Below are 25,240 nucleotides of genomic sequence, written 5' to 3'. Positions count from 1 at the left end.
AATCAAGATCAGGGCATGGCCCTTTGCCAGCCTCCCGAGCCATTTTATCGCTGGCTGTCCCCGGCCTGATCCTGGTCGCTGTGCAGGGCCTGGTAGATGGCCTCGGCCTTGGCGGAGCCGATGCCCTTGACGGCCTCCAGCTCCTCCTGGGATGCCTGGCGCATGCGCTTGACCGACCCGAAGTGATTGAGCAGCTTCTTCTGGTAGGCGGGGCCGATGCCCGGAATCTCGTCCAGGGCCGACCGGAGGGCACCCTTGCGCCGGGTCTGCCGGTGGTAGGTGATGGCGAAGCGGTGGGACTCGTCGCGCACCCGCTGCAGTAGGTACATGCCCTCGGACTGGCGCTTGAGGATGATGGGATAGTCGTCGTCAGGCACCCAGACCTCCTCCAGGCGCTTGGCCAGCCCGCACAGGGCCACATCATCCACTCCGCAGTCGTGCAGGGCCCGGGCTGCGGCGGTCACCTGCGGCTTGCCGCCGTCGACCACGACCAGGTTGGGCTTGTAGGCGAAGTGGCGGGCCGCGGTGTTCTGCTGGACGATGGCCCCCTCCTCCTGCTCCACCAGTTCGGGCGCCTTGTCGCTGGCCTTGCGCTCGGCCTCCAGGCTGTCGCCGCTGTCACCCGCAATGTTGCCGTGGCGGAAGCGCCTGGTCAGGGTCTCGTAGATGGCGCTCATGTCGTCCACAGCGCCCTTGCCGTCCTCGCCGCGGATGGCGAAACGGCGGTATTCGGACTTCTTGGGGACCGCGTCCTCGAAGACCACCATGGAGGCCACCTGGAACTGGCCGCCCACGGTGTTGGAGATGTCGTAGCACTCGATGCGCAGCGGGGCTCGGTCCAGGCCCAGTGCCTTGGCCACGTCGTTCATGGCCTGGGTGCGGGTGCCCATGTCGCTCATGCGGCTGAGCTTGCTGCGCTGCAGGGCCTGGCGGGCGTTGGCGTTGGCCCGGTCCATCAGGGACTTCTTCTCCCCCCGGCTGGCCACTCGGATGGTCACTGAGGATCCGCGCAGCTCCCGCAGCCACTCCTGCAGGTCGCCGGTCCGGTCGGGCTGGATGGGGACAATGACCTCCGGGGGCACCGGCGAGATGGGGGCCAGCAGGTCGGCACGTCCGGTCTGGTCCTGATGGCGATGCCTGCTCCTGGTGGCCTTGGCCCGCGCTTCGGCATCCAGGGCCGTGACCTTCTGGGTGGAACCCATGGCGTCCCTGTCCTGGCTGATGGAGACAGGGATGTCGGAATTCTCTGGCAGCTTGTGCAGCTCGCTGTCATTCTCATTCATAAGATCCGAGTAGACCTGCACCAACAGGTCGCTGATCAGCTCGCTGTCGGAGACGTCCTCGACCCGCTCCACGCTCCAGTTGCGTTCGCCACGGATGGCTCCCGAGCGCACGAAGAAGGCGTGGACCGAGGCCTCCAGTTCGTCCGAGGCCACACCGAAGACGTCCACATCCACGTTGGAGGCGAAGGCCACGGCATTCTGCTCGATGACCGTGTCCAGCATGGCAATCTGGTCGCGCAGGCGGGCGGCCTTCTCGAAGTCCAGATCCTTGCTGGCCTTCTGCATGCTCCTGGTCAGCCCGGCCCGGTAGCTCTTGCCCAGCCTGCCGGTGATGACCCCGGTCAGCTCCGTGCACAGACGCCGGTGATCGCTGGCGCTGATCCGGCCCACACAGGGTGCCGAGCACTTGCCGATGGAGGCCAGCAGGCAGGGGCGGCCGCTGAGTTTTGCCTTGCGGAAGACGCCGGGGGTGCAGGTGCGCACCGGGTAGGTCTTGAGCAGGGCGTCCAGGGTGTGCTTCATGTCCCAGACCTTGGCGTAGGGGCCGAAGTAGCGGGTGTCGTGCCGCTTGCGCACGCGGGTCATCCATACCCTGGGGAACTCCTCCCCCACGGAGACGGCCAGGTAGGGGTAGGTCTTGTCGTCGCGCAGCTTGACGTTGAAGCGGGGATCGAACTCCTTGATCCAGGTGTATTCCAGGGTCAGGGACTCCAGGTCGGTGCCCACCACGGTCCACTCCAGGCTCCGGGCCGTCAGCACCATGGTCTGGGTGCGCGGATGCAGGTTCTCCAATGGCTGGAAGTAGTTGGTCAGACGGTTGCGCAGGTTCTTGGCCTTGCCCACGTAGATGACCCGGCCGTCGCCGTCCCGCCACTTGTAAACCCCAGGCTGGGCGGGGATGTCCGAAGTCTTGGGGCGGAAGAGGTCACGGCTGTCTCCCAGCAGGGGCGCGCCGTTCTTGTTGACGCCCGTCGTGGTGCCGGTGGCGGACTCCTCCTCCAGGGCTTGGGCGGTGCGTCGCCATACCTGCGGCGTGTGCCGCTCGAAGCAGCTGCGTGTCATGATCGAGTGGCCCTGGCTACCTTGGCGGGATCCAACATGGGCTTCAGATACTTGCCGGTCCAGCTGTCCGGATTGGCGGCCACCTGCTCGGGAGTGCCCTGGGCCACCACGGTGCCGCCGCCGTCGCCGCCCTCGGGGCCCAGGTCGATGATCCAGTCGGCGGTCTTGATCACATCCAGGTTGTGCTCGATGACGATGACCGTGTTGCCCTTGTCGACCAGGCCGTGCAGGACCTTGAGCAGCTTGCGGACATCTTCGAAGTGCAGGCCCGTGGTGGGCTCGTCCAGGATGTAGACGGTCTTGCCGTCGGAGCGCCGCTGTAGTTCGGTGGCCAGCTTGACCCGCTGGGACTCGCCTCCGGACAGGGTGGGGGCCGGTTGGCCCAGACGGATGTAGCCCAGGCCCACGTCCACCAGGGTGTCCAGATAGCGGGCGATGGAGGGATAGGCTTTGAAGAAGTGGGCGGCCTCCTCGATGGGCATATCCAGCACGTCCGAGACGGTCTTGCCGTTGTAGGTGACCTCCAGGGTCTCCCTGTTGTACCGCTTACCGTGGCAGGTCTCGCACTGCACGTAGACGTCGGGCAGGAAGTTCATCTCGATCTTGATGGTTCCGTCACCGTGGCAGGTCTCGCAGCGGCCGCCCTTGACGTTGAAGGAGAAGCGGCCCGGACCATAGCCGCGCACCTGGGCCTCGGGGGTCTTGGCGAAGAGCTGGCGGATCTTGTCCCAGACGCCGGTGTAGGTGGCCGGGTTGGAGCGCGGGGTGCGGCCGATGGGGTTCTGGTCCACATGGATGACCTTGCGCACCTGGTCCACGCCCTCCACCCGGGTGTGCTTGCCGGGCACGATGCGGGCGTTGTTGAGCTGGTCGGCCAGGACCGGATAGAGGATGGAGTTGACCAGGGTGGACTTGCCGGAGCCGGAGACGCCGGTGACCAGGGTCATGACCCCCAGCGGGAACGAGACCTTCAGGTTCTTCAGGTTGTTCTCGCGAGCCCCCACCACGGTCAGCTGCCGGGTCTTGCTGGTCTTGCGGCGGCGCTTGGGCACCTCGATGGAACGGCGACCGGCGATGTAGTCGGCGGTAATTGAGCGGGAGGCCTTGACCAGGTCCTGCGAGCGCCCGGAGAAGATGACCTCCCCGCCATGCTCGCCGGCCCCCGGGCCGATGTCGACCAGCCAGTCGGCCTGGCGGATGGTGTCCTCGTCGTGCTCGACCACAATCAGGGTGTTGCCCAGGTCGCGCAGCCGCTGCAGGGTCTTGATCAGCCGGTCGTTGTCCCGCTGGTGCAGGCCGATGGAGGGCTCGTCCAGCACGTACATGACGCCCACCAGGCCCGAGCCGATCTGGGTGGCCAGGCGGATGCGCTGGGCCTCGCCGCCGGAGAGGGTGGCCGCCGCCCGGGACAGGGTCAGATAGTTCAGACCCACGTCGTTGAGGAAGCGCAGGCGGGCGCGGATCTCCTTGAGGACCTCGCCGGCGATCTTGGCCAGGGCACCCTCCATGTGCAGGCCCTCCACCCACTTCAGGCTGGCGGACACGGCCATGTCGCAGACCTGGGCGATGGACAGGCCGTCCACGGTCACGGCCAGGACCTCGGGCTTCAAGCGCTTGCCCTGGCAGACCTGGCAGGGCACCTCGCGCATATAGGATTCGTAGTACTGCTTCATGGGCTGCGAGTCGGTCTCGTCGTGGCGGCGCATCAGGGTACGGACCACGCCCTCGAACCCGGTGGTGTACTCGCGCAGGCGGCCCCAGCGGTTCCGGTAGGAGACGTCCACCTTGAAGTCGTGCCCGTACATGACGGCATGACGGACTTCCTTGGGCAGGTCCTTCCAGGGGGTCGAGGTGGAGAAGCCCATCTCCTTGGCCAGGCCGTCCAGCAGATGGCCGTAGAAGCGTTGCTGGCTCTTGGTGCCGCTCCAGGGCTCCACGGCCCCGTCCTTGAGGCTCTTCTCCGGGTCGGGCACCACCAGCTCGGGGTCGATCTCCAGGTTGAATCCCAGGCCGGTGCAGGCCGGGCAGGCTCCATAGGGGGCGTTGAAGGAGAAGGTCCTGGGCTCGATCTCGTCCAGCTCCAGCTCGTGGCCGTTGGGGCAGGACCGCTTTTCGGAGAAGGGCTGGCGGCGCTCGCGGTCCTTGGCATCCAGATCCACGAAGTCGGCCACCACGGTCCCCTTGGCCAGCCTCAGTGCTGTCTCCACGGAGTCGGTCAGCCGCTGGCGCATGCCCTCGCGGATGACCAGCCGGTCCACCACCACCTCGATGGTGTGCTTCTTCTGCTTGGTCAGCTTGATGGAGTCGGACAGCTGATGCATGTCCCCGTCGATGATGGCCCGGGAGTAGCCGTCGGAGCGCAGAAGCTCCAGGGTCTCCACAAACTCGCCCTTGCGGCCCTTGACGATGGGTGCCAGCAGCTGGAAGCGGGTCCCCTCCGGTCTGGACATGAGGGTGTCGACGATCTGCTGCGGCGACTGGGCGCGCACCTCGGCCCCGCAGACCGGGCAGTGGGGAATGCCTGTCCTGGCGAAGAGCAGACGCAGGTAGTCGTAGACCTCGGTGATGGTGCCCACGGTAGACCGGGGGTTGCGGTTGGTGGTCTTCTGGTCGATGGAGACGGCAGGGCTCAGACCCTCGATGAAGTCCACGTCGGGCTTGTCCATCTGGCCCAGGAACTGGCGGGCATAGGCGGAGAGGGACTCCACGTAGCGGCGCTGACCCTCGGCGAAGAGGGTGTCGAAGGCCAGGGAGGACTTGCCGGAGCCTGACAGGCCGGTGAAGACCACCATCCGGTTGCGGGGTATGGACAGATTGACGTTCTTGAGGTTGTGGGCCCGTGCGCCTTGGATGACGATCTTGCGGTCGTTAGGCACCATGGACAGGTCCGCCACCAGGGACCCTTTGGATTCGATCATGCGCGGGTTTTCAATGGCCGCGTCCACTGTCGACTTAGGCTTGTTCTGCTGCTTCACGTGCTTCCCATCCGCTTCCCTGAAGACCCATGGCCAAGGCTGAGGCCAAAGCCTGACCATACTATCGCCGGGGCCGAATAATTCGAACAGGTGTTCGATGACGGCTTAGATGGACGGGCAAGGCGAATCCAGGGGCGGACGGCCGCAGCCGTTGAGGAAGCAGTCGTGCTGGTGGTCGTTGATCACGCCGGCCGCCTGGAGAAATGAATGGACCGTCACCGGTCCCAGGAAGCGCAGGCCCAGGTCGCGCATGTCCTTGCAGACGATGGCCGACAGGTGATCATAGCGCGGTATGGAGGGATCGTCCGGATAGTCATTGTTGATGGTCTGGCCGCCGGTGAAGGACCAGCAGTAACGGTCGAATTCCTCCCCGGGAAATTGGCGGGCGATCAGGGCGGCATTGCCCACGGTGGCTTCAATCTTGCGTCGATTGCGAATGATGGCCGGGTCGGCCACGAGACGGTCGATCCGGCCTGCGTCGAAGGCGGCGACCGCTTGAATATCAAAGTTGTCAAAATCCTTGAAGAGGGCCTGGCGGCGGTGCAGGACCAGCTGCCAACTGAGCCCGCATTGGAAGATCTCCAGGGAGAGCATGGCGAAGAGCCTCTGGGACCCATGCAGGGGGCGGCCCCACTCATGGTCGTGGTAGCTGCGCATGAGCGGGTCGTCCACCTGTGCCCAGTCGCAGCGATATACAGGTTCGGTCATTCGCACTCCCCTATCCAGTGTTTGGGTTCAGGCTAGCACCGACGGACGCCTGGACCGGGTGGTCAATACCACTGAGTCGGGTGGGCCGATTTAGAGTTGGAGCAGAGGCCGGTCGCCCATGCCCGGGGCAATCCCCACGGCGGCAGTACGGTTGCGGCCGGCAAGGAGAGGAAGCATGTGCCATGACTGACAAGGACAATCCGCGCAGACTCTGGACCGACGACGAGGACCCGGTCGAGAGGGCCAAGCGCACCTCCCCTGCCATGCAGGGCAGCCAGTCGAATTCAGATTCGTCGTCCAAGTCTTCCACAGCGGCAGGGTCGGCAACGGCAGCTGGGAATTCGGGGAATAGCAGTTCGGCATCTTCGGCTGCAACAACTCCAAATTCATCCAACTCAAATTCATCCAGCTCAGGTTCATCGCCTTCGGGTGCCGCAACCAAGCAGTCCGGTGATTCGTCGAAGAAGTCGTCGGCTGGGGATACCGGTGCCGAGGAGACCGCCAACGGAGGCGGGACTCGTTCTGATCGCAGCGGCAATGAAAATGAAGCAGCGCAGGAATCCTCCAAGGGACGCGGCTGGAAGCTCTTCGAGGACATCCTGCTCTGGGTGGCCTGGGTGGCTATGGTGGGCTTCAACGGCTATGCGGAGGTCTACCACTTCAATGGCACGACCGTGGGCGGCCTGGCCCGCAAGGTCGACCTGTGGATCATGCCTGCCGGATACGTCTTCGCCATCTGGGGGGTCATCTACATCGCCCTGGCCATCTGGCTCTTCCGCTTCTGCCTGGCCGGCCCCAGCCGCAAACGCCTGGGCTTCCTGCCCTTCACGCTGAGTGGACTGCTCTTCGTGGCCACCTGCTGCCTGAACATCGCCTGGCTGGCCCTGTGGCACATGGAGCGCAACTTCTGGGCCCTGGTCATCATCCTCATTCTGACCGTGCTGGCCTGGATGCTCTACGCCCTGGTGCGCAGGGATGCCACCGAGGCCGGGACCCCCACCGCCGCCAAGGCCCTGGACTGGATTCCGCTGTCCATCTACGCCAGTTGGCTGAGCGTGGCAACACTGGTCAACGCCGGATACATGGTGGTCGCCGGGCATAGGGTCGGCAATGCCGTGCAGGGATTCGCCACCATCATCGTGGTCGGCGCCCTCCTGGCTGTCGCCTACCTGATGAACAGGCATGGCAAGGACTGGGTCTTCGGCCTGGTGGTCATCTGGGCCTGCCTGGGCATCGGCATCAGGATTTTCTCCTTCGCGGCCGCCATGGGCGTGCTGGTCATCGCTCTGACCGCCGTGGGCGCCTTCCTGGTCTACTTCCCCTGGAGCAGGTTCAGGCTGGTCCGCCGCTGATCCGTCCATGATTCATTCTTTGCCCCGTCAGCCGAGACGCACTGGCGGGGCTTGCTTCTTGCTACCATGGTCCCTTGCAAGTTTTGAATCCAAGAGGAAAGCGGGGTCGGAGGCGGCATGGCTATTGAGGCGCAGGGACTTGAGATCCGGATAGGTGCCCGACTAATCCTGCAAGCCACCGACTTCCACGTGACCAAGGGTGATCGGATCGGCCTGGTGGGCCGCAACGGCGCAGGCAAGACCACACTGACCCGGGTCATTACCGGCGATATGCTCCCCTCGGCCGGCAAGGTGCGGGTGACCGGACAGCTGGGATACCTGCCCCAGTCAACCCATGCGGGAGACTCCGAGCAGAGCGCCCTGGACCGGGTCATGAGCGCCAGGGACATCGCCTCCATCATCCAGCGGATGCGCAAGGCCGAGACCGAGATGACCAGTCCTGATCCCAAGATCATGGAAAAGGCCATGAAGCGTTACGACAAGGCCCAGCAGGACTTCGAGAACGCCGGTGGTTATGCGGCCCAATCCCAGGCCATCGTCATGGGCGAGAGCCTGGGGCTGAGCCAGGAGACCCTGCAGCAGGCACTGGGCACCCTCTCCGGCGGTCAGCGCCGACGGGTCGAGCTGGCCAGAATCCTCTTCTCCGATGCCGACACCCTGATTCTGGACGAGCCCACCAACCATTTGGATGCCGACTCCATCGAGTGGCTCAAGGGCTACCTGCGCAGGTTCGAGGGCGGCTTCCTGATCATCTCCCACTCCACCGAGCTGTTGGACGAGACCGTCAACCGCATCTGGCACCTGGATGCCCAGCGTTCCTGCATCGACATGTACACCATGGGATGGAAGGCCTATCTGCGCCAGCGGGTGGTCGACGAGGAGCGCCGGCGCCGTGAACGCGAGGTGGCCGAGAAGAAGGCCGACCGCCTGATGCGGCAGGGCATCCGCCTGCATGCCAAGGCCACCAAGGCCGTGGCCGCCCAAAACATGATGCGCCGCGCCCAGCGCCTGCTGGCTGACACCCAGGAGGCGGAAAAGGCCGAAAAGGTGGCCGACCTGCGCTTCCCGGATCCTGCCCCCTGCGGCCGCACGCCCATCATGGCCGAGGACCTGTCCAAGGCATACGGGTCCAACATCGTTTTCGCCGGAATCAACCTGGCCATCGACAAGGGCTCCAGGGTGGTCATCCTGGGATACAACGGCGCCGGCAAGACCACCACCCTGCGGCTGCTGGCCGGCATCGAACAGCCCGACACGGGCAAGGTGACCCTGGGGCACGGGGCCAAGATCGGCTACTTCGCCCAGGAGCACGACACCCTGGATAACGATGTCACCGTTCTGGAGAACCTGCAACATGTGGCCCCTGACCTGGACAACACCCAGGCGCGGACCATCCTGGGCTCCTTCCTCTTCTCAGGGGACGACGCCATGAAGCCCACCAAGGTGCTTTCGGGCGGCGAGAAGACCCGTCTGGCCCTGGCCACCCTGGTGACCAGCCGGGCCAACGTCCTTCTGCTGGACGAGCCCACCAACAACCTGGACCCCGCCTCTCGCGACGAGATACTCAAGGCCATAGCCAAGTACGAAGGGGCCATCGTGCTGGTCACCCACGACGAGGGGGCGGTCAAGGCGCTCAACCCAGAGCGGGTGCTGCTCATGCCCGACGGGGATGAGGACCTCTGGAGTGACGACTACCTGGATCTGGTGGCCGAAGAGTAGGTAGCCACAATAGCGAGCGGGTCAGTCGTCCTCCCCCAGGACCTCCACGCCCTTGACCCCTGGAGTCTGGCCGATGGATTCCACCAGCTCGGTCACATCCCCCTTGCCCAGCAGGTTGACGGTGACATCGGCCCCCTTCCAGGCGTCCCGGTGCAGCTCATGGATGGTCAGCACCCGGGATTCGAAGCCCATGCGGGTGGCCAGCAGCAGGGATTCGCGCAGGCAGCCGTGGCCGTCCTGGTATACGATACGCAGGACCGTGTTCTGCCTGTTGCGCAGGAACCATTTGAGGATGGGCGCAATGACCAGAACAGCCAGAAAATAGAAGACGACCGCCAGGATGGCGATGGCGAAGAGCTGGACACCGCATGCCATGCCCACGGCCGCGGCCACCCAGATGGCGCTGGCCGTGGTCAGACCCTTGACCGAATCGTGGTTGAAGAAAATCACTCCGGCGCCGATGAAACCGATGCCCGAGGCCACTCCGGCCGCGATTCGCGAGGCATCCCAGGAGTAGTTGCCCACAGCGGCCTGGATGCCGTAGAGGGAGACCATGGTGAACAGGCAGCTGCCCAAGCCAACCAGAATGTGGGTGCGGATGCCAGCGTCGTGTTTGAGGAACTCGCGCTCGAAGCCGATCAGGCCACAGAGGATCACAGTAAGGACCACCGCCATAATCTGGCCTTGATTCGGCATTGCGAATCCCTGCATGATTTCCTTCCCTGCCCTCGTAAATAGGCAGACCTTATAACGCTTGCAGGACAAGGCCATCGGATAGAGTGGAGCCAGCACGTGGCCGGCCGCGCCGCCGCCGCACGTGGACCTTTTGAATGAGGGGTGTGATGCCATGAAGCCGTCACCAGATGAACGCCGCGAAGCCCGGCGGACCCTGGCCGCCAGCGCCTATTCCGCCGACATGATCCGATCCCTGGAGCAGCCGTTTTTGGATGACGGGGTGCCCCTGATGCGCATTGCCGCCGGATCCCTGGCCTCCGTGGCCGATGTCATGCTGACCCAGGCCGGGCTGGAACCGGCAGGAGCCAGGGTCGTCCTGCTGGCAGGGGCCGGCAACAATGGCGGTGACGGGCTCTATGCCTCGGCCGACCTGGCCGGGCACGGGGCCGATGTGACTGTGGTGGCCACCGGGCGCAGCCTGCACCAGGGTGGGCTGGATGCCCTTCTGCGTGCCGGCGGGGTGGTCACGGCCCTGGATCCCCAGGCAGCCATCCCCGGCTGCGAGGCACCTGCGGGACCGGACCAGGCTTCCGAGGAGCTGGACCAGGCCCTGGAGCTGTGCCGACAGGCGGATCTGATCATCGATGCCATGACCGGTATCGGTCTCAAGGGGGCGCTGCGCGGCATTCCCGCCGCTCTGGCTGCAGACCTGGGCATGGAGGGCGGTCTGCCCGACAGACCCGCCTGGCACGATCCCGCCGGACAGGATGGGCCCCTGGTGCTGGCTGTGGATACGCCCTCCGGCGTGGACATTGATGAAGGCACCCTGACCGGGGCCTACATACCGGCGGATGTGACCGTGACCATGGGGGCCATGAAGCCCTGCCTGATGCTTCCCCCGGCCGCCTACGTCTGCGGCAGAATCGTCCTGGTGGACTTCGGCTTCGACACCTCGGCCCTGGTCCCCAGCGTCTCCTGCATGAACGCCGAGGACTGCGCCGGACTTTTGCGGGCGCCCCGGGTGGATGACACCAAGTACAGCCGAGGCGTGGTCGGCCTGGTCACCGGATCCGCCCTCTACCATGGCGCCGGGCTGCTCTCCAGCAGGGCTGCGGCCAGTGGCAACGTGGGCATGATCCGTTACTGCGGCCCCGAGCAGGTGGGCGACCTGATCCTGCAGGAGCTGCCCGAAACGGTCCTGGGCCGTGGACGGGTCGAGTCCTGGGTGCTGGGCTCGGGCGTGCCCACCCGGCAGGCCCAGGAGGCCGCCGGTCCTGAAGGCCAGGACGGTCAGCGGGATCTGATTGCCGACATACTCAATCGACAGGCCGCGGACCTGGACGAGGACGAGGCAGCAGCCGATCCGCCGGTGGTGGCCGATGCCGGAGCCCTGGATCTGCTGCCGGACCGGCTGGGACCGCGCACCGTACTGACCCCGCACGCCGGCGAGATGGCCGCCCTGCTCAACTCGCACGGTGAGAACGTGGACGGCGACCAGGTCATGGCTGAACCCCTGCGCTGGGCTGTCCGCGCCTGCCAGCTGACTGGAGCCACCATTTTGCTCAAGGGGGCCATCACACTGGTCGTCGGCGAGGACGGCACCGACCGCCCCCGGGTCATGACCACCGGCTTCGGCCCGACCTGGCTGTCCACGGCCGGATCAGGGGATGTACTCTCCGGCACCATCGGAGCCATGCTGGCCCAGAACGCCGGACCAATCCAGGATGATGCCACGCTGATGGTTGATCTGACTGCTGCTGCGGCCTTCCTGCACGGGCTGGCCGGTTCCCTGGCCAGCGGCGGAAGGCAGACCGGCTGGGAGCAGCCGCTGATCTTCGACCCCCGCAAGCCACAGGACTTCGCGGATCTGGTGGCCGAGGACAACCAACCGGAGGGCCAGGGGACCCTTACAGGACGCATAGGACAGCCGATCCGTGCCGGGCAGGTGGCCGACGCCCTGCCCAGGGCCATAGGACTGGTCATGTCCAGAGCCGAGGGGGCTGCCGAACAGATCGACCGATCCATCCAGGATGGGGACGATGCCTCTCTCTTCTTCGAGAACAGCTCGCTTTGGTTCTAAGCACGTCATCGGGAAAGGAATCGATTCGATGACCTCGCAGCTCATCGTCATGCGCCACGGAGAAAGCGTCTGGACCCAGAAGTCGGTCAACCGCTTCGCCGGTTGGGTGGACGTGCCACTGACGGAACGCGGACTGCAGCAGGCCCGTCATGCCGGACAGCTGCTCAAGGAGTCAGGCCTGCTGCCCGACCTGGTCTTCACCTCCCTGCTGACCCGCAGCATCGTCACTGCAAACACAGTGCTGGATCTGGTTGATCGCGCCTGGATTCCGGTGGAGCGCACCTGGAGACTGAATGAGCGCCACTACGGTGCCTTCCAGGGACAGACGCGACCGGCCATGCTGGAACGCTACGGGCAGCAGCAATTCAATATCTACCGGCGTTCCTACGATGTTCGGCCGCCGGCCATCGAAACCGATTCACCCTATTTTCAGGGACGGGATCCTCGCTATGCCCCGACCATGGGCGACGGGCTGGACAGCCGAAATCCGGCCGAGATCCGTGCCGAGTGCCTCCAGGACCTGTTGACTCGTCTGCATCCCTACTGGCGCAGCCGGATAGCCCCCAACCTGGCCCAGGGCCGGACTGTGCTCATCGTCACCCACGGTTCCGTGGTCCGCAGTCTGATCAAGGTTCTTGAGCACGTTGACGACAAGGACATAAGATCCATCAATGTGCCCACCGGTGTGCCCATGGTCTATAGCTTCGAGACCGATGGGGACGGCAACCCCCAGGTCCAGGGTCCGGGTCGCTATCTGGATCAGGAGGCTGCGAACCAGGGTATGGCTGAAACCGCGGCTCTGGGCCGATAGGGCCTTGGGTATAGATTGGCTTGTATGACACTGCTCCAACTGCGCTACATCGTCAAGATTGTCGAATGCGGCTCCATGAACGAGGCCTCGCATGAGCTCTACATCTCTCAGCCGGCCCTGAGTTCATCGGTCAAGGAGCTGGAGAACGAGCTGGGCATCGAAATCTTCACCCGCCATTCGCAGGGGATTGCCCTGACCGTGGACGGAGCGGAATTTCTGACCTACGCCCGTCAGATTCTGGACCAGACCGACCTGCTTGAGGCCCGCTACCGACAGGTCAGGCCCCGTAAGCAGCTCTGCCGGGTCTCCACCCAGCACTATATGTTCGCAGTCGAAGCTTTCGTGGAGATGATCAACTCCATCGATTCGGATGAGTACGAATTCACTATACGGGAGACGCGCACCAGGGACATCATCGACCAGGTGGCTACCCTTCAGTCCGAGATCGGCATCATCTACGAGTCCGACTTCAACAAACGGGTCCTGTCCAAGATGCTCCGTGAGAAACACCTGGACTTCCATCCCCTCTTCCGGGCGGACCTGCATGTCTTCATCGCACGGACCAACCCCCTGGCCGATCGGGCCATGGTGACCATGAAAGATTTGGAGCCCTACCCATTCCTGCAGTACGAGCAGGGTGAAGAGGGTTCCTTCTACTTTGCCGAGGAGGCGGTCTGGCCCGACTACTCCCCCAAGCAGATCACCGTGAGCGACCGGGCCACCATGCTCAACTTCATCGTGGGGCTGAACGCCTACACGGTCTGCACCGGCATCGACAACGAGGACCTGAACAACGAGAAGATCGTCAGCGTTCCCCTGGAGTCGGACGAATCCATGCTGGTGGGCTGGATTGTCAACAGCCGGACCAAGCTGTCCCATGCCGCCGAACTCTACTTGGACAAACTGCGCCAGGTGGTGTCCAACCACGGATATTCACTGATTGAACAGGGGTCGGGTAAGTAGCAGCCAGGCAAGCAGCAGCTGAATGGGTGTCATCTGAACCGGACCGCTGACGCTCCAGCGGCGATTGTTGGACTTCGCTGTTGGCCGGCAATCGATTGGTAGTCGCGGTTTACTGTACTTTCAACGCCTTCCCTTGGGCTCCGATGGAGGGCATCTTACCCTGGTAGCCCACATCCTGTGATTTGAGTCCCAAGGCTTTGAGCAGGGCCCGATCCAGATGTTCCAGGCCTCCCTGGCTCTTTGCCGCTGCGGTCAGATCCCAGACCTTGCCATTGATCATGATGGTGGGTGTCGAAAACTCCCCCTTGGCATCCTTGGCGTCCTTGCGGGTGATGGCGTAGGCGTTGACCCTGTCCACCCATGGCCTGTAAGTACCCTGTCCGAAGCGGTCTGCCAGGGACCTGGGCACGCCTACTCCCACAGCCTGGTCGGCCAGGCGTGCGTCGGAGACGGCCTGATAGGAGCTTTCATCGGGCTGGAAGTCGGCGGCAAAGATGGCGGCGGCGAAGGCCGACAGATGATCCGGATCCTCCTGGGCCACCATGGCCAGGGCGTTGTCCACGCGGCTGGAGTACTGGTCGCTGGATGCCGAATCCAGGAAGTTCAAAAAGTTGTAGGTGACGTTGATCTGACCGGCGCCGATCATGCGCTGCAGCTGGGGATCGATGACTCGGCCCACCTTGCCGCACCAGGGGCACATGGGGTCCATGAAGATCTCAAGGGTCGGCGCATCAGCGACCTTCTTCCTGCTGCCGACACCCTTGGCTGAAACGGTCAGCCCTCCCTGGTCGTCGGCCACCGATGGCTTGACGGTGACCTCTTGCAGGGCCTTGTATGCCTTGGCATCCCCGCTGGGACCCTGGCTGACCTGCGCACTAGAGGCTCCGGATGAAAGCTTTTGGGCTGACTGGTCGCCTGCTGAATGATCAGCCCACAGCATGTATATGCCTGCAGCCAGCACCAGCACAAGGGCCACCGCCACCAGTATCAACGGAACCCTCCGTGAGCGCTGCGCAAGCGCAGTTTCTTCAGGCTCGCTCACCTGAGGCTGGCCTGTCTCTGCCGGCTTCTCCTCAGTCGAAATTCGCCCGCCGACAGGCTCCGCGGCATCCGAAGATTTCACCGTGTCGGTTCTTGTGGCCGAGACGGCAGGCTTGGCCGCATCCACCGCGTCGACCCCGGTCTGGTCCAGTTCCTCATGACCGTTCTGCTCCAGCGGTTTCGTCATGATCCATGGCCTTCCTTGCGATGATGATCCGTCGGCCTGCCCGTCGGACCTTTACCAATCTACACGAGGGTCGGCCGACAGAATGGCCGTCCGCAGAATGTGCGCCAATGTGGCCTGCTTGCACAATCGGCACGCTGAATATGAGCCGGTCCCTTGTCTAGGCCCCGTAACGCTCCAAGTAGTCCCTGGCGGCATCGGCCGTGCGCTGGTCCAGAATGGGCGACCCGTCCGGGCCCTTCATGGAGGCAGCGGCATCGAAGATCTGGCGGACATTGACGATGCTGATGACCGGGAAGTGGAATTCGTCCATGATGGACTCCACAGCCGAGCCCTGGCCCTGCCCGGTGCGCTCCATCCGGTCCACGGAGAGCACCAGGCCGACGATGGTCACCTTGGCCTGGGACATGATCTTGGGCACCACCTGGCGGACCGCGGTTCCGGCGGTCATGACATCATCCACCAGCAGCACCCTCATGCCGTCCCTTAACTGGGTGCCGACCATGAGCCCCCCGTCGCCATGGTCCTTAACCTCCTTGCGGTCAAAGGTGTAGCCGACCGGCATGCCGTGCGCCCCGCTCAGGGCGATGGCGGTGGAGACGGCCAAGGGAATCCCCTTGTAGGCCGGACCGAATACCGTGTCGATGTCGGCGGGCAGAGTCCCCTGGCTCACGGCCTGCACGATGGTCCGGGCATAGAACTCCCCCAGCAGGGCGATCAACCGTCCGTCATTGAAGGCTCCCGCGTTGATGAAGTAGGGCGAGCGCCGTCCCGACTTCAGGGTGAAGTCACCGAACTTGAGGGCTCCGCTTTGCAGCAGGAAGCTGGTGAAGCCCTCCTGGATGCGGCGGGTCTGCTCCTGGTCATCCCCGTCATGTTCGGCTTTGTTTTCTGCTGCGGATGCGCTCATCGCCAGCACTCCCCTTTCCTGAGCAAATCGGCCAGATCAGGCCGCTCGTCCAACAGATCGTCCAGCTCCCGGGCCACCCGCATGGGAGCCACAGGATCCACCAGGGCCGCGGCCCCCACCTCCACGGCATTGGCCCCCGCATAGAGGAATTCCAAGGCCGTGCGTCCCGAATCGATGCCCCCGATGCCGATGATGGGAATGTCAGGCAGTGCCTGGCGCACCCGCCAGACGAAGGACAAGGCAATGGGCAGGATGCAGGGGCCTGAGACACCGCCGGTGCCCTGGGCCAGGATGGGCCTGCCTGTGTTGATGTCGATGCGCATGCCTACCAGGGTGTTGATCAGGCTGAGGGCATCCGCTCCCCCATCGACGGCCGCCTTGGCCACTTCCACGATATCGGTGACGTTGGGGGTCAGCTTGACCACCATGGGCTTGTCGGTCAGTCCCCGCAGCCTGGTGATCAGCCGGTTCAGGGCCTTGGCGTCGGTGCCCACGGACATCCCCCCATGTGAGACGTTGGGGCAGGAGACGTTGATCTCCAGCATGTCGGCCGGGGAGTCGGCCAGCCGTTCCACAACAATGGCGTAGTCCTCGTCGCTGTGGCCGGCCACATTGGTGACCACGTTGGCCCCCAGGGCCTTGAGCCTGGGTAGTTCGTCCACCAGGTAATGGTCCACGCCCGGGTTCTGCAGGCCCACGGAGTTGACCATGCCGGCAGGGCTCTCGGCTGTCCTGGGCGTGGGGTTGCCTTCCCAGGGCACCGGCGAAACCCCCTTGGTGGAGATGGCGCCCATCTGGGAGACGTCGTAGTAGTCCCCGCAGGCATCCAGGTTGAAGGTGCCCGAGGCCGTGCCCACCGGGTTCTTCCAGGGCGTGCCGGCCACAACGGTGCCATGCCGCCAGGCGTGCGGCTCCAGAGGGTCCATGATTGTCAGCCCGCTCATCGTGTCTCCTTCCTGTCCTCGCCTGCATCCCAGATCAGGCGGTCTGCGGCGAAGACCGGGCCGTCCTTGCAGACCTTGAGCCTGCCGTCCACGGTGTCGACCACGCAGGCCACGCAGGTCCCATAGCCGCAACCCATCCGGGACTCCATGCAACACTGGGCAGGCAGGCCGGCCTTACGTGCCCAGGCGGCCACGGCACGCATCATAGGCAAAGGTCCGCAGGTCAGGATGATGGTCCGCTGGGGATCGATGTCGCCGCGAACCCGGTCCAAGAGGGTTATGACATCCCCGGACGCATTGTCGATGGACTCCAACCGGTCGGTCAGCGAGCCCATGATGGCATCGGCGAACCGGTGGTCCCGGTAGCCCAGCAGGGCGGTTGTGCGCACACCGGACCGGCCTTTCAGGCACTGGGCTGCTCGGATCAGCGGGGGGACGCCCAGGCCGCCGCCCACCAGCAGATAGTCGGCCGGCTTCCCCAGGTCGAAGCCATGGCCCAGGGGTCCCAGCAGGTCCACAGCCATGCCTGGCTGCAGGCGGGAGAATTCATCGGTCCCCTGGCCCACGACGGCGAAGATGATCTCGATCTGCCCGCCCTCCAGGACCCGGCTGATGCCGAAGGGCCTGGGCATCATGGTCATGCGGTCTGCCGGGTAGAGGTTGATGAAGGCTCCTGCCGGGGCGTGGGCTGCCAGGTATGGGTCGCGGATGGTCATTCGCCATACCTGCCGGTCCAGGGGCTCCATGCCGGTGACCTGGGCGGTACGCCGTCCGGGCAGCCGGCCAGCCTGTTGGGCCTGCTCCTCCACCTGGCTGGTGGATATGAAGAGGTTGGGTTTCATCGGGCCTCCTTGATCGCCTGATTGAGATCGTCCTTCATGGCCTGCGCTGCTCGGCGGGCATCGCGGGTGACCATGCCCAGGGCCGCCTGCACGCTGAGCTGTGGGCTGTAGTCCGGATCCTTCCGCCAGGCTGCGATGATTCCCCGGGAGGAATTGACCACAGCGCCGCCACCTGACCGGTCGAACATGGGCGCCACGTCGGCCGCCGAACCGCCCTGGGCTCCGTAGCCGGGGACCAGGAAGAAGGTGTGGGGCATGGACCGGCGCAAAAGGGCGCCGTCCTCGGGGTGGGTGGCGCCGACCACGGCTCCAAGCCGGGAGTAGCCCGATTGGCCTATGGAGTGCTGCCCCCAGGATTCGACCAACTCGCCCAGGCGCTGATAGATGGTGACGCCGCCTGAGTCGGTATCCAGGCCCAGCTCCTGGATCTGGCTGCCCGAAGGGTTGGAGGTGCGTACCAGGGCGAAGAGGTCGCCTTGGATGTGCTCGGCCGCCTGCAGGAAGGGTTCCACCCCGTCGGAGCCCAGGTAGACGTTGATGGTCAGGGCATCCTCGTACCAGGGGAATCTCCCACCTGTCCGGGCCGACCCGTCCGCATCCTGCTCAGGGGCGAAGGGCAGGGGAAGCCCGTCCAGGTGGGCGGCATAGGCCTGAGCCGTGGAGCCGATGTCACCGCGTTTGACGTCCCCGATGACGTAGAGGCCACGGTCGGCAGCGGCCCGGCAGGTGCCGGTGTAGGCCCTGACGCCCCAGGGTCCCAGGGCCTCGTACATCGCGATCTGGGGCTTGACTGCGGGTACCAGGTCGGCCACCCCCTCCAGAATGGCCAGGTTGAAGCGCAGATAGGCGCTGGCCAGGTGGTCCGCCCAGACGGCCTGGGCCTGCTCCTCCTGGTTCTGCTGCGGATCCTTGGGGTCCAGACCCATCTGGGCCATGCTCCCAGCGGCACGTTGTCTGGCCTGTTCGATCAGCTGGCTGGGCAGCAGTTCCGGTCGCGGATCCAGGCCGACTACGGTCGGATTCTGCTTGTCCTGAATGAGCGCAGTCAGTCGGTCCATGCTCGGATCCTTTCCCTGGTGATGACGCGGCTTGCGGGCAGGCGGGAGAAGACCAGACGCCCCGCCTTGATGGTGGCCATGACCCGTCCGGCCAGTTCCACGCCGGCGAAGGGGGTGTTCCGTGCCTTGGAGTGGAAGCGGCTGGGATCAACCTTCCACTTGGCCTCAGGGTCCAGGATGACCAGGTCGACGGGCGGCTGGCCGGCCTCGCTGTGCTGGTCGGACTCCAGCTGGAGGTGACCAGTGTTGGCCATGTGCGAGGGCAGGTCGCCGGGCAGGAGGCGCCGCATGCCCATGAGCTCGGCCGGAGCCAGGGACATGAGCTCGATCAGGCGGTCGTGGCCGATGAGCCCGCTTTTGACCAGGACCTGGTTGCAGACCGCGTAGGCAGTCTCCAGGCCGATGATGCCGTTGGGGGCGTCCTTGAGCCCCAGCGCCTTCTCAGCGGCGGTGTGCGGGGCATGGTCGGTGGCGATCATATCCACAGTGCCGTCGGCCACGGCCTCCAGAGCCGCCTGTTGGTCGGCGCGGGAGCGCAGCGGAGGGTTCATCTTGGCCATGCTGCCGCAACGCAGCAGGTCCTCGTCGTAGAGAGCCAGATAATGGGGCGCGGTCTCACAGGTGACCGGCAGCCCACGGGCCTTGGCCCGGCGGACGGCCTCGAACCCGCCGGCGGTGCTGACATGCTGCAGATGCACCCTGGTGCCGGTGCGTTCCGCCAACTCGATGTCGCGATGGATGATGGCGGTCTCAGTCGAGGCGGGAATCCCCTCCAACCCCAGTTGACGGCTGACAGCGCCAAGATTGACCTGACCGTGCTCGTGGTGTTCGCAGTGGTCCAGGATGGGAAGGTCGAATTCCCGGGCGTTGGCGGCCACGTCCTCCAGGGTTTGGTCGGTCACGGCCGAGCCGTCATCGCTGATGGCCACTACAGGGTGTACCCATCCGTGACCAGGCAGGTGCCCCGACCAGTCGTCTGGGTTTGAGGCCTGACGGCCGGCCCGGTCCAGAGTGGCCGCCACGCAGAGGGCGTAATCCACCGGCAGATGCAGTCCGTGGTGCCGCTCATAGGATTCAAGATAGTCGATGACCGTGCGCCCGTCGGCCATCCGCGCTCGGCCGTCCATGGCGGGCTGGGTGTTGGGCATGAGCAGTATCAGCCCGTAGCCTCCGGCCGCTGCGGCAGCTGTGCCGGTCACCATGTCTTCCTTGTCGGTCTGTCCAGGGTCGCGCAGGTGGACATGGGGGTCGACCAGGGCCGGAGCCAACACCAGCCCCGAGGCGTCTATCTGATCGACCTCTGCCGACATGGCGCCGGTCTCGTCAATCAGCGCGCTGTCGGCGGCCTGGGGAAGCACCAGATCGACCGCCCTTCCGCTGCGCCAATCAGTCAACCCCAGCAGCCGCATGTCAGTCTTCTGCCTTCTCGTCGCAGTAGTCGCAGCGGTAGACCCCGGCAGCGTCCAGGTGGAAGCGCTGGTCCACGCCGGTCTCCACCGTGGTCACACAACGGGGGTTGACGCAGGTGATGACGTTGACCAGATGGTTGGGGCGGTCCGGCTGATGCTTGCTGACGATCCTGCCCTGCCGGACCACGTCGACGGTGGCCTCGGGGGCGATGAACCCCAAGGCTGTCAGGTCCAGATCACCGGTCTGCTCGATCTTGATGATGTCCTTGGATCCGTACTTGCGGCTGTCCGTATTCATGATCAGGGCCAACCGGGTCTTCGCCGGGTCCACACGCAGGTAGTGCAGGACCTTCAGGGCCGTGCCCGCACGAACGTGGTCGATGATGATGCCGTCGACAATGCTGGTGACCTTCATGCCACCACCTCCTTCTGCTCGCGGTAACCGGGCAGCTCGTCGCCCAACAGGGCGCTCTCCAGGGCCATCCTGACCAGCATGCCGTTGCGGACCTGCTGGAAGTAGGCCGCACGCGGATCATCGTCCACCTCCACGGCGATTTCGTTGACCCTGGGCAGAGGGTGGAGGATGGCCATGTCGGGCCGCGCAGCCCGAAGCTTGTCGGCATCCAGAATGTAGGTGTCGCGAAGACGCAGGTAGTCGTCCTCGTTGAAGAAGCGCTCCTGCTGGACACGGGTCATGTAGAGCACGTCCAGGTCGCCCATGACCCCGTTCAGGTCCCCGGTCTCCCGGTAGGTGCAGTCAGCCGAGGAGCGGATCCTCTCCAGAACGTATTCGGGGGTACGCAGCTCGTCGGGGCTGATCAGGACGAAGTCCACGTGGCCCAGGCGGCAGAGGGTGGTGATCAGGGAGTGGACGGTGCGGCCGAAGGTCAGGTCCCCGCACAGACCGATGGTCAGGTGGTTCAGCCGACCCTTGCGGGCGCGGATGGTGGCCAGGTCGGTCAGGGTCTGGGTGGGGTGCATGTGCCCGCCGTCGCCGGCGTTGATGACCGGGACCGTGGCAGCCTGGGAGGCCACCAGGGCGGCACCCTCCTTAGGATGGCGGATGGCCACGATGTCGGCGTAGTTGGAGACCGTCTTCAGGGTGTCGCTGATGGACTCCCCCTTGGAGACGCTGGACAGCTGGGCGCCGGCGAATCCGATGACCTGGCCGCCCAGACGGAGCATGGCCGTCTCGAAGCTGAGCCTGGTTCGCGTGCTGGGTTCATAGAAGAGCGTGGCCAGGACCCGGCCGTCGCAGGTATGGGCCACCTGACGGCGATGGGTGTCGATGTAGGCCGCCCGATCCAGCAGATCCAGGATCTGGGTCATGGGAATGTCGTCGAGGGTTACCACACTTCGCCCACGAAGCGGAACGACGGCGGAAGAGGTGTTGGATGCGTGATCAACTTGTTGGGACAACGGCTCACCTTCCTCAAGGTGGCCACCTTATGTGACCTGAACAAGCATACGACCCCGGATGGACCCAGGGTCAGCCGCCGTAGAAGAGCCGTTCCATGACCTGCCTGCAGCGGCGCATGGCCGCCAGCAGCTCGTTGACGAAGTGCTGGCCTCGGTGGGCCGGGTAGCCCAGGCAGACCGCGATGCCTCCCAGCACCTGTCCATCGTCAGGCAGGATGTCCGCCTGGGACACCCTTCCGGACCAGAGGAAGTTGGCGTTGCGGGCTGCCGTGCAGAGCACCCAGCTGCGGCGCAAGGCCTTGGCATCCTTGGCCTCGATGAGTCCCGACGCCTCCAAGGCATCCAAGGCGGTCAGCGTGCCGGTGACCTGCAGCTCAGGCAGATCGTGGGCGTGACGCAGCTGAAGGAGCTGGACCGTCCATTCCACGTCAGACAGCCCTCCCCGGCCCAGCTTCAGATGCCGGTCCCGACGCACGCCGCGCGGCAGCCGCTCAGCCTCCATCCGGGCCTTGAGACGACGGATCTGCCCCAGCTCCTCCTCGTTGGGCGGCTGCTGAGGGTAGCGCAGCGGATTGGCTGTACCCTCCAGAAAGTCCTTGGCCAGGCCGATATTCCCGGCTGCGAATCTGGCCCGGATCAGGGCCTGATGTTCCCAGGTCTCCGACCATTCGCGGTAGTAGCGCTGGTAGGAGTCCAGGGAACGCACCAGAGGCCCCTGGCGTCCTTCGGGGCGCAGGTCGAAGTCCAGGTCGATGCCTGGTTCCAGACTGGCCGGCCCCGCCAGAACGGCCCGCAGGTCAGCGGTCACTCCACGCGCGAATTCCGCCGCCTGGCCCTGGCCGGCACCCGAGGCCGGACGGTAGATCAGCATGATGTCGGCGTCCGAGTTGAAGTTGACCTCCCTGCCCCCATAGCGACCCATGCCGATCACGGCCAGATCGGCTGGCGCGCTAGCCTGTTCCGAACGGTGGTCCACGGCCCAGTCCAGGGCGGCATTGATGGCCGCATCGTAGACGTCGGACATGCCCGCCAGGCAGGCCTGCTGATCGTCCACCCCGCTCATCCAGCCCAGCCCGATCCGCTCGATCTCCTGGCGGCGCATGGCACGGACCGCAGTGGAGAACTCCTCCAGCGAATCCGCATGGCGGGTCCGATAAGCTGCGGCGCGCTTGTCCAGGGTGGCCCGATCACGGGGGATCATGTCCTGGTCATGGCCCAGCCAGGTCACCGATTGGACGGAGCGGGCCAGGGCGCCGGACAAATAACGTGAGTTGGACAGGACGTGGCAAAGGCGGCGGGCGGCCGAGGTGGAGTCACGCAGGAAGCCCAGGTAGGTGCTCTTGCCCCCGAAGTGCTCCTCAAGGGTTCGCCAGCCCAGGAGTCCCATGTCAGGGTCCTGTCCCTCCCCCAGCCACTGGAGGACGGCGGGCATGAGAATACGGTTGATTCGCGCCGACCGGGTGACCCCTGTGGTCAGGGCCGTGACGTGGCGGATGGCTGCATCGGGATCCGCAAAGCCGATGGAAGCGAACCTGGCCCGGGCCGCCTGGGGGCGCAGGCTGACCTCGTCCTCGTCCACCTGGGCGTTGATGGGCAGCATGGGACGGAAGTAGATGGCCTGGTGAAGGTTGCGGACTTCGATTCTGGTGGCCTGGTATTGGGCCAGCATCTGGTCGGCATGCAGGCCGAAGGCCCGGGCCAGCCGCCGCAGATCGCGGTTGCTCTCCAGCTCCTCCAGACTGGGCGGCCGCTGGCCGAGGGTGCCTGAACGGTAGATTTTCGGAAAGAGGTGGGTGCGGCGCAGCTGCCACATCTGCAGACGATGCTCCATGACCCGCTCAAACCGATAGTCATGGTCCAGTTGGTCGCCGTGCTTGCGTGAAATGTAGCCGCCGAGTGACAGGGCCTGCAGGGCATCCAGGGTGGCCGGGCAACGCAGGTCCTCGTCGCTGGAGCCGTGGACCAGCTGGAGCATCTGGACGGTGAATTCAACATCCCGCAGTCCGCCCTGGCCAAGCTTGATCTCCCGCTCCTTGCGGTTCTCGGGTATCAACCTCTCCACACGCTGGCGCATCCGCTGGCAGTCGTATACGAAGTTGGGCCTCTGACAGGCTCCCCAGACCAGCGGCTCGATCATGGCCGAATAGTCCTGTCCCAGGGCCTTGTCGCCGGCAACCGGACGGGCCTTGAGCAGGGCCTGGAACTCCCAATTCTCGGCCCATTGGGCATAATAGTCGGCATAGGAGGCCAGACGGCGCACCAGGGGGCCATCACGACCCTCGGGCCTCAGGGCTGTATCGACCTTCCAGAGCGGCGGCTCGGTCGAACCGGGGATGACCGACTGGCAGACCCGCTGCAGGAGGACGGCCATGGCAGTGCCCACGGCGATGGGATCGAACTGACTGGTATCCCTCCCCGAGGCCGGCTCCACCAAGTACATGAGATCCACATCGGACACGTAGTTGAGTTCCTGGGCGCCCAGCTTGCCCATGCCGATGACCGCCAGACGACATGAATCCGCATCGGGAAGCTGACGGCAGGCAATGCTCAGAGCCCCTTGGAGCGCGGCATCGGCCATGTCGGACAGGGCCCGGCTGATTGCTGGCTCCAGCTCCAGGGGATCCTTGGCTGCCAGGTCCCGGGCCATGACTGCAGCCAGCTGCAGCCGGTATTCGAACCGCAGTGCATCGGCGTAGGCCGCCAGCGAGAGCACGGAGTCCGATTTTGCTTCCACCTTATCTAAGGCGTCAAGGACCCGCTTCTGTCTGGTTTCCGCCGGACAGTCAGCCAAGTGATCCGGATCCAGGGCAGCCGCCTCCACCAGCTCCGGCCGCGAGCGCATCAGTCGGCCCATGGCCTCCGAGGCCCCCAGCACCCTGATCAGCGACTGGGCGGCCTCTTGGTTTTTCTGCGGGGATCCGGCCTGAAAGTTCGGTCGGTCTGCCTTCTGATGCTGTTCCAGAATCCGTATCAGTCCAGCAAGGGCTTCATCAGGATCGCAGGCCTGTCCCAGGGCTTGGACCAGGGTTTGCGCCAGAGCCTGGTCGTCCACGAGGCGGGCAAGCCGATCCAGCCGAACCCGGGCCTTGTCCAGGTCGTGCAGCCCAAGGTGGATCAGGGTCGAAGTGGTCGGTCGCACCGGATCTTCCATGACTTATCCCCTGCCTTTCCTCAGGCCCGCAACGAATCTGATGTCTGCGGAACCGGTACAGGCATTATAGGGGTGACGGTCGTCAGCCCTTGCGGCCCTCCCGGAAGGCGCAGACGGCACAGTATACGGTGACCACAGCTAAGCAGACGGAGAAAATCATTGTAGGCCATGTCAGCAGGCTGCCGTCCCGCACAGCCTCAGCCAGAGAGAGGATACGATAGCCAATGCCGGCGGAGCATAGGCGACTTCGCCATTCGCATCGACAACGCAACGAATCCCCAGGTAGTGGTGCTGGGAGGTATCCTGAGCACGACCTGGAACATGTCTCTAAATCCCCTCCGGGAGACTCTTCAACCTATGCTTTTCCCTGACACCGGCATTTCCATGGAGGTGCTCCCTGCCCGCCATCCATTATCGATTCCGCTCTGTGGCGGCTATGATAGCTGTATATAGCGTCCACGAACACATCGATGTGCGAACAAGTCCGCAGGTCGATCATCGTAGAGGAGCTGACCCGGAATGCATGAAACGGCTGCTTTGATGCAGGTGGACGAGCCGATGGCCACCTTGTCCGTCATGCAGTCCGCCAAGGCGCTCAACTACATCAAACGCTTGCGTACCAGGGCCGCGTAATTCTCCGGTCTGCCACGATTT

General features: G+C 64.8%; 18 protein-coding genes. 5 read left to right on the top strand and 13 right to left on the bottom strand.

Going from position 1 to position 25,240, the window contains the following annotated elements:
- Positions 1-44: 44 nt before the first annotated feature.
- The 3 genes from uvrC to H3U90_RS07650 form a co-directional block, all read right to left on the bottom strand.
- Positions 45-2,345, bottom strand: coding sequence for an excinuclease ABC subunit UvrC (gene uvrC, locus H3U90_RS07660; RefSeq protein WP_198177773.1), 2,301 nt, complete (start codon positions 2,343-2,345; stop codon positions 45-47).
- A complete protein-coding gene (gene uvrA / locus H3U90_RS07655; RefSeq protein WP_198177867.1) occupies positions 2,342-5,263 on the bottom strand; it encodes an excinuclease ABC subunit UvrA in 2,922 nt (973 codons plus the stop codon). Before uvrA ends, uvrC begins: the two co-directional genes overlap by 4 nt.
- Before the next feature lie 162 nt (positions 5,264-5,425).
- Positions 5,426-6,028, bottom strand: a complete 603-nt coding sequence (locus H3U90_RS07650) for a DNA-3-methyladenine glycosylase I (RefSeq protein WP_198177772.1) — start codon at positions 6,026-6,028, stop codon at positions 5,426-5,428.
- 182 nt (positions 6,029-6,210) lie between these two features.
- On the opposite strand from H3U90_RS07650, the gene H3U90_RS07645 reads away from it, so the two are divergent.
- On the top strand, positions 6,211-7,380 hold the full coding sequence (locus tag H3U90_RS07645; protein ID WP_198177771.1) for a TspO/MBR family protein: 1,170 nt from the start codon (positions 6,211-6,213) through the stop codon (positions 7,378-7,380).
- Positions 7,381-7,497: 117 nt separating this feature from the next.
- Positions 7,498-9,099, top strand: a complete 1,602-nt coding sequence (locus H3U90_RS07640; RefSeq protein WP_198177770.1) for an ABC-F family ATP-binding cassette domain-containing protein — start codon at positions 7,498-7,500, stop codon at positions 9,097-9,099.
- Positions 9,100-9,120: 21 nt separating this feature from the next.
- Here H3U90_RS07640 and H3U90_RS07635 read toward each other — a convergent pair whose 3' ends face one another.
- Positions 9,121-9,810, bottom strand: a complete 690-nt coding sequence (locus tag H3U90_RS07635; RefSeq protein WP_198177769.1) for an MgtC/SapB family protein — start codon at positions 9,808-9,810, stop codon at positions 9,121-9,123.
- A 136-nt stretch (positions 9,811-9,946) separates the two neighbouring features.
- Between H3U90_RS07635 and H3U90_RS07630 the strand changes: the two genes are divergently transcribed.
- From H3U90_RS07630 to H3U90_RS07620, 3 genes are read left to right on the top strand one after another with little or no spacing between them, the layout of a single operon-like run.
- The gene (locus H3U90_RS07630; RefSeq protein ID WP_198177768.1) at positions 9,947-11,854 is read left to right on the top strand and encodes a bifunctional ADP-dependent NAD(P)H-hydrate dehydratase/NAD(P)H-hydrate epimerase; all 1,908 of its coding nucleotides are present in this window, start codon (positions 9,947-9,949) and stop codon (positions 11,852-11,854) included.
- A gap of 28 nt (positions 11,855-11,882) precedes the next feature.
- A complete protein-coding gene (locus tag H3U90_RS07625) occupies positions 11,883-12,665 on the top strand; it encodes a 2,3-bisphosphoglycerate-dependent phosphoglycerate mutase (RefSeq protein WP_198177767.1) in 783 nt (260 codons plus the stop codon).
- 24 nt (positions 12,666-12,689) lie between these two features.
- Positions 12,690-13,628, top strand: a complete 939-nt coding sequence (locus tag H3U90_RS07620; protein ID WP_045935392.1) for a LysR family transcriptional regulator — start codon at positions 12,690-12,692, stop codon at positions 13,626-13,628.
- 109 nt (positions 13,629-13,737) lie between these two features.
- Here the strand turns inward: H3U90_RS07620 and H3U90_RS07615 are convergent, their stop codons facing one another.
- The 9 genes from H3U90_RS07615 to H3U90_RS07575 all read right to left on the bottom strand — a co-directional run bounded on the left by H3U90_RS07615 (position 13,738) and on the right by H3U90_RS07575 (position 24,586).
- On the bottom strand, positions 13,738-14,856 hold the full coding sequence (locus tag H3U90_RS07615) for a DsbA family protein (protein ID WP_198177766.1): 1,119 nt from the start codon (positions 14,854-14,856) through the stop codon (positions 13,738-13,740).
- Positions 14,857-15,013: 157 nt separating this feature from the next.
- Complete coding sequence (gene pyrE / locus H3U90_RS07610) at positions 15,014-15,763, bottom strand: orotate phosphoribosyltransferase (RefSeq protein ID WP_232340675.1); 750 nt, start codon at positions 15,761-15,763, stop codon at positions 15,014-15,016.
- Positions 15,760-16,707 (bottom strand): dihydroorotate dehydrogenase, encoded by a 948-nt coding sequence (locus H3U90_RS07605; RefSeq protein ID WP_198177765.1) that lies wholly within the window; start codon positions 16,705-16,707, stop codon positions 15,760-15,762. The genes pyrE and H3U90_RS07605 overlap by 4 nt, the downstream gene beginning before the upstream one ends.
- Positions 16,704-17,549: a dihydroorotate dehydrogenase electron transfer subunit gene (locus H3U90_RS07600; RefSeq protein ID WP_198177764.1), complete on the bottom strand. Its 846-nt coding sequence runs from the start codon at positions 17,547-17,549 to the stop codon at positions 16,704-16,706. Before H3U90_RS07600 ends, H3U90_RS07605 begins: the two co-directional genes overlap by 4 nt.
- A complete protein-coding gene (gene pyrF, locus H3U90_RS07595) occupies positions 17,546-18,607 on the bottom strand; it encodes an orotidine-5'-phosphate decarboxylase (RefSeq protein ID WP_198177763.1) in 1,062 nt (353 codons plus the stop codon). The genes H3U90_RS07600 and pyrF overlap by 4 nt, the downstream gene beginning before the upstream one ends.
- Positions 18,595-20,016: a dihydroorotase gene (locus H3U90_RS07590; protein ID WP_198177762.1), complete on the bottom strand. Its 1,422-nt coding sequence runs from the start codon at positions 20,014-20,016 to the stop codon at positions 18,595-18,597. Before H3U90_RS07590 ends, pyrF begins: the two co-directional genes overlap by 13 nt.
- Position 20,017: 1 nt before the next feature.
- Positions 20,018-20,431: an aspartate carbamoyltransferase regulatory subunit gene (locus tag H3U90_RS07585; protein WP_015021856.1), complete on the bottom strand. Its 414-nt coding sequence runs from the start codon at positions 20,429-20,431 to the stop codon at positions 20,018-20,020.
- Complete coding sequence (pyrB, locus tag H3U90_RS07580) at positions 20,428-21,435, bottom strand: aspartate carbamoyltransferase (protein ID WP_198177761.1); 1,008 nt, start codon at positions 21,433-21,435, stop codon at positions 20,428-20,430. The genes H3U90_RS07585 and pyrB overlap by 4 nt, the downstream gene beginning before the upstream one ends.
- 70 nt (positions 21,436-21,505) lie before the next feature.
- Positions 21,506-24,586, bottom strand: a complete 3,081-nt coding sequence (locus H3U90_RS07575; protein ID WP_198177760.1) for a bifunctional [glutamine synthetase] adenylyltransferase/[glutamine synthetase]-adenylyl-L-tyrosine phosphorylase — start codon at positions 24,584-24,586, stop codon at positions 21,506-21,508.
- Positions 24,587-25,240: the final 654 nt, after the last annotated feature.

This window comes from Bifidobacterium sp. W8103 (genome assembly GCF_016100775.1).
Taxonomy (GTDB): Bacteria; Actinomycetota; Actinomycetes; order Actinomycetales; family Bifidobacteriaceae; genus Bombiscardovia; species Bombiscardovia choladohabitans.
This window is presented reverse-complemented; position numbering and strand designations above follow the sequence as displayed.

What these genes read in the sequence shown, in the direction of transcription:
- H3U90_RS07640 (WP_198177770.1), top strand. Translation starts at nt 7,498, where the DNA reads ATGGCTATTGAGGCGCAGGGACTTGAGATCCGGATAGGTGCCCGACTA.
- H3U90_RS07630 (WP_198177768.1), top strand. Translation starts at nt 9,947, where the DNA reads ATGAAGCCGTCACCAGATGAACGCCGCGAAGCCCGGCGGACCCTGGCC.
- H3U90_RS07600 (WP_198177764.1), bottom strand. Translation starts at nt 17,549, where the DNA reads ATGAAACCCAACCTCTTCATATCCACCAGCCAGGTGGAGGAGCAGGCC.
- H3U90_RS07645 (WP_198177771.1), top strand. Translation starts at nt 6,211, where the DNA reads ATGACTGACAAGGACAATCCGCGCAGACTCTGGACCGACGACGAGGAC.
- H3U90_RS07650 (WP_198177772.1), bottom strand. Translation starts at nt 6,028, where the DNA reads ATGACCGAACCTGTATATCGCTGCGACTGGGCACAGGTGGACGACCCG.
- H3U90_RS07585 (WP_015021856.1), bottom strand. Translation starts at nt 20,431, where the DNA reads ATGAAGGTCACCAGCATTGTCGACGGCATCATCATCGACCACGTTCGT.
- uvrC (WP_198177773.1), bottom strand. Translation starts at nt 2,345, where the DNA reads ATGACACGCAGCTGCTTCGAGCGGCACACGCCGCAGGTATGGCGACGC.
- H3U90_RS07575 (WP_198177760.1), bottom strand. Translation starts at nt 24,586, where the DNA reads ATGGAAGATCCGGTGCGACCGACCACTTCGACCCTGATCCACCTTGGG.
- uvrA (WP_198177867.1), bottom strand. Translation starts at nt 5,263, where the DNA reads ATGATCGAATCCAAAGGGTCCCTGGTGGCGGACCTGTCCATGGTGCCT.
- H3U90_RS07635 (WP_198177769.1), bottom strand. Translation starts at nt 9,810, where the DNA reads ATGCAGGGATTCGCAATGCCGAATCAAGGCCAGATTATGGCGGTGGTC.
- H3U90_RS07615 (WP_198177766.1), bottom strand. Translation starts at nt 14,856, where the DNA reads ATGACGAAACCGCTGGAGCAGAACGGTCATGAGGAACTGGACCAGACC.
- H3U90_RS07590 (WP_198177762.1), bottom strand. Translation starts at nt 20,016, where the DNA reads ATGCGGCTGCTGGGGTTGACTGATTGGCGCAGCGGAAGGGCGGTCGAT.
- H3U90_RS07605 (WP_198177765.1), bottom strand. Translation starts at nt 16,707, where the DNA reads ATGAGCGGGCTGACAATCATGGACCCTCTGGAGCCGCACGCCTGGCGG.
- H3U90_RS07625 (WP_198177767.1), top strand. Translation starts at nt 11,883, where the DNA reads ATGACCTCGCAGCTCATCGTCATGCGCCACGGAGAAAGCGTCTGGACC.
- pyrE (WP_232340675.1), bottom strand. Translation starts at nt 15,763, where the DNA reads ATGAGCGCATCCGCAGCAGAAAACAAAGCCGAACATGACGGGGATGAC.
- H3U90_RS07620 (WP_045935392.1), top strand. Translation starts at nt 12,690, where the DNA reads ATGACACTGCTCCAACTGCGCTACATCGTCAAGATTGTCGAATGCGGC.
- pyrF (WP_198177763.1), bottom strand. Translation starts at nt 18,607, where the DNA reads ATGGACCGACTGACTGCGCTCATTCAGGACAAGCAGAATCCGACCGTA.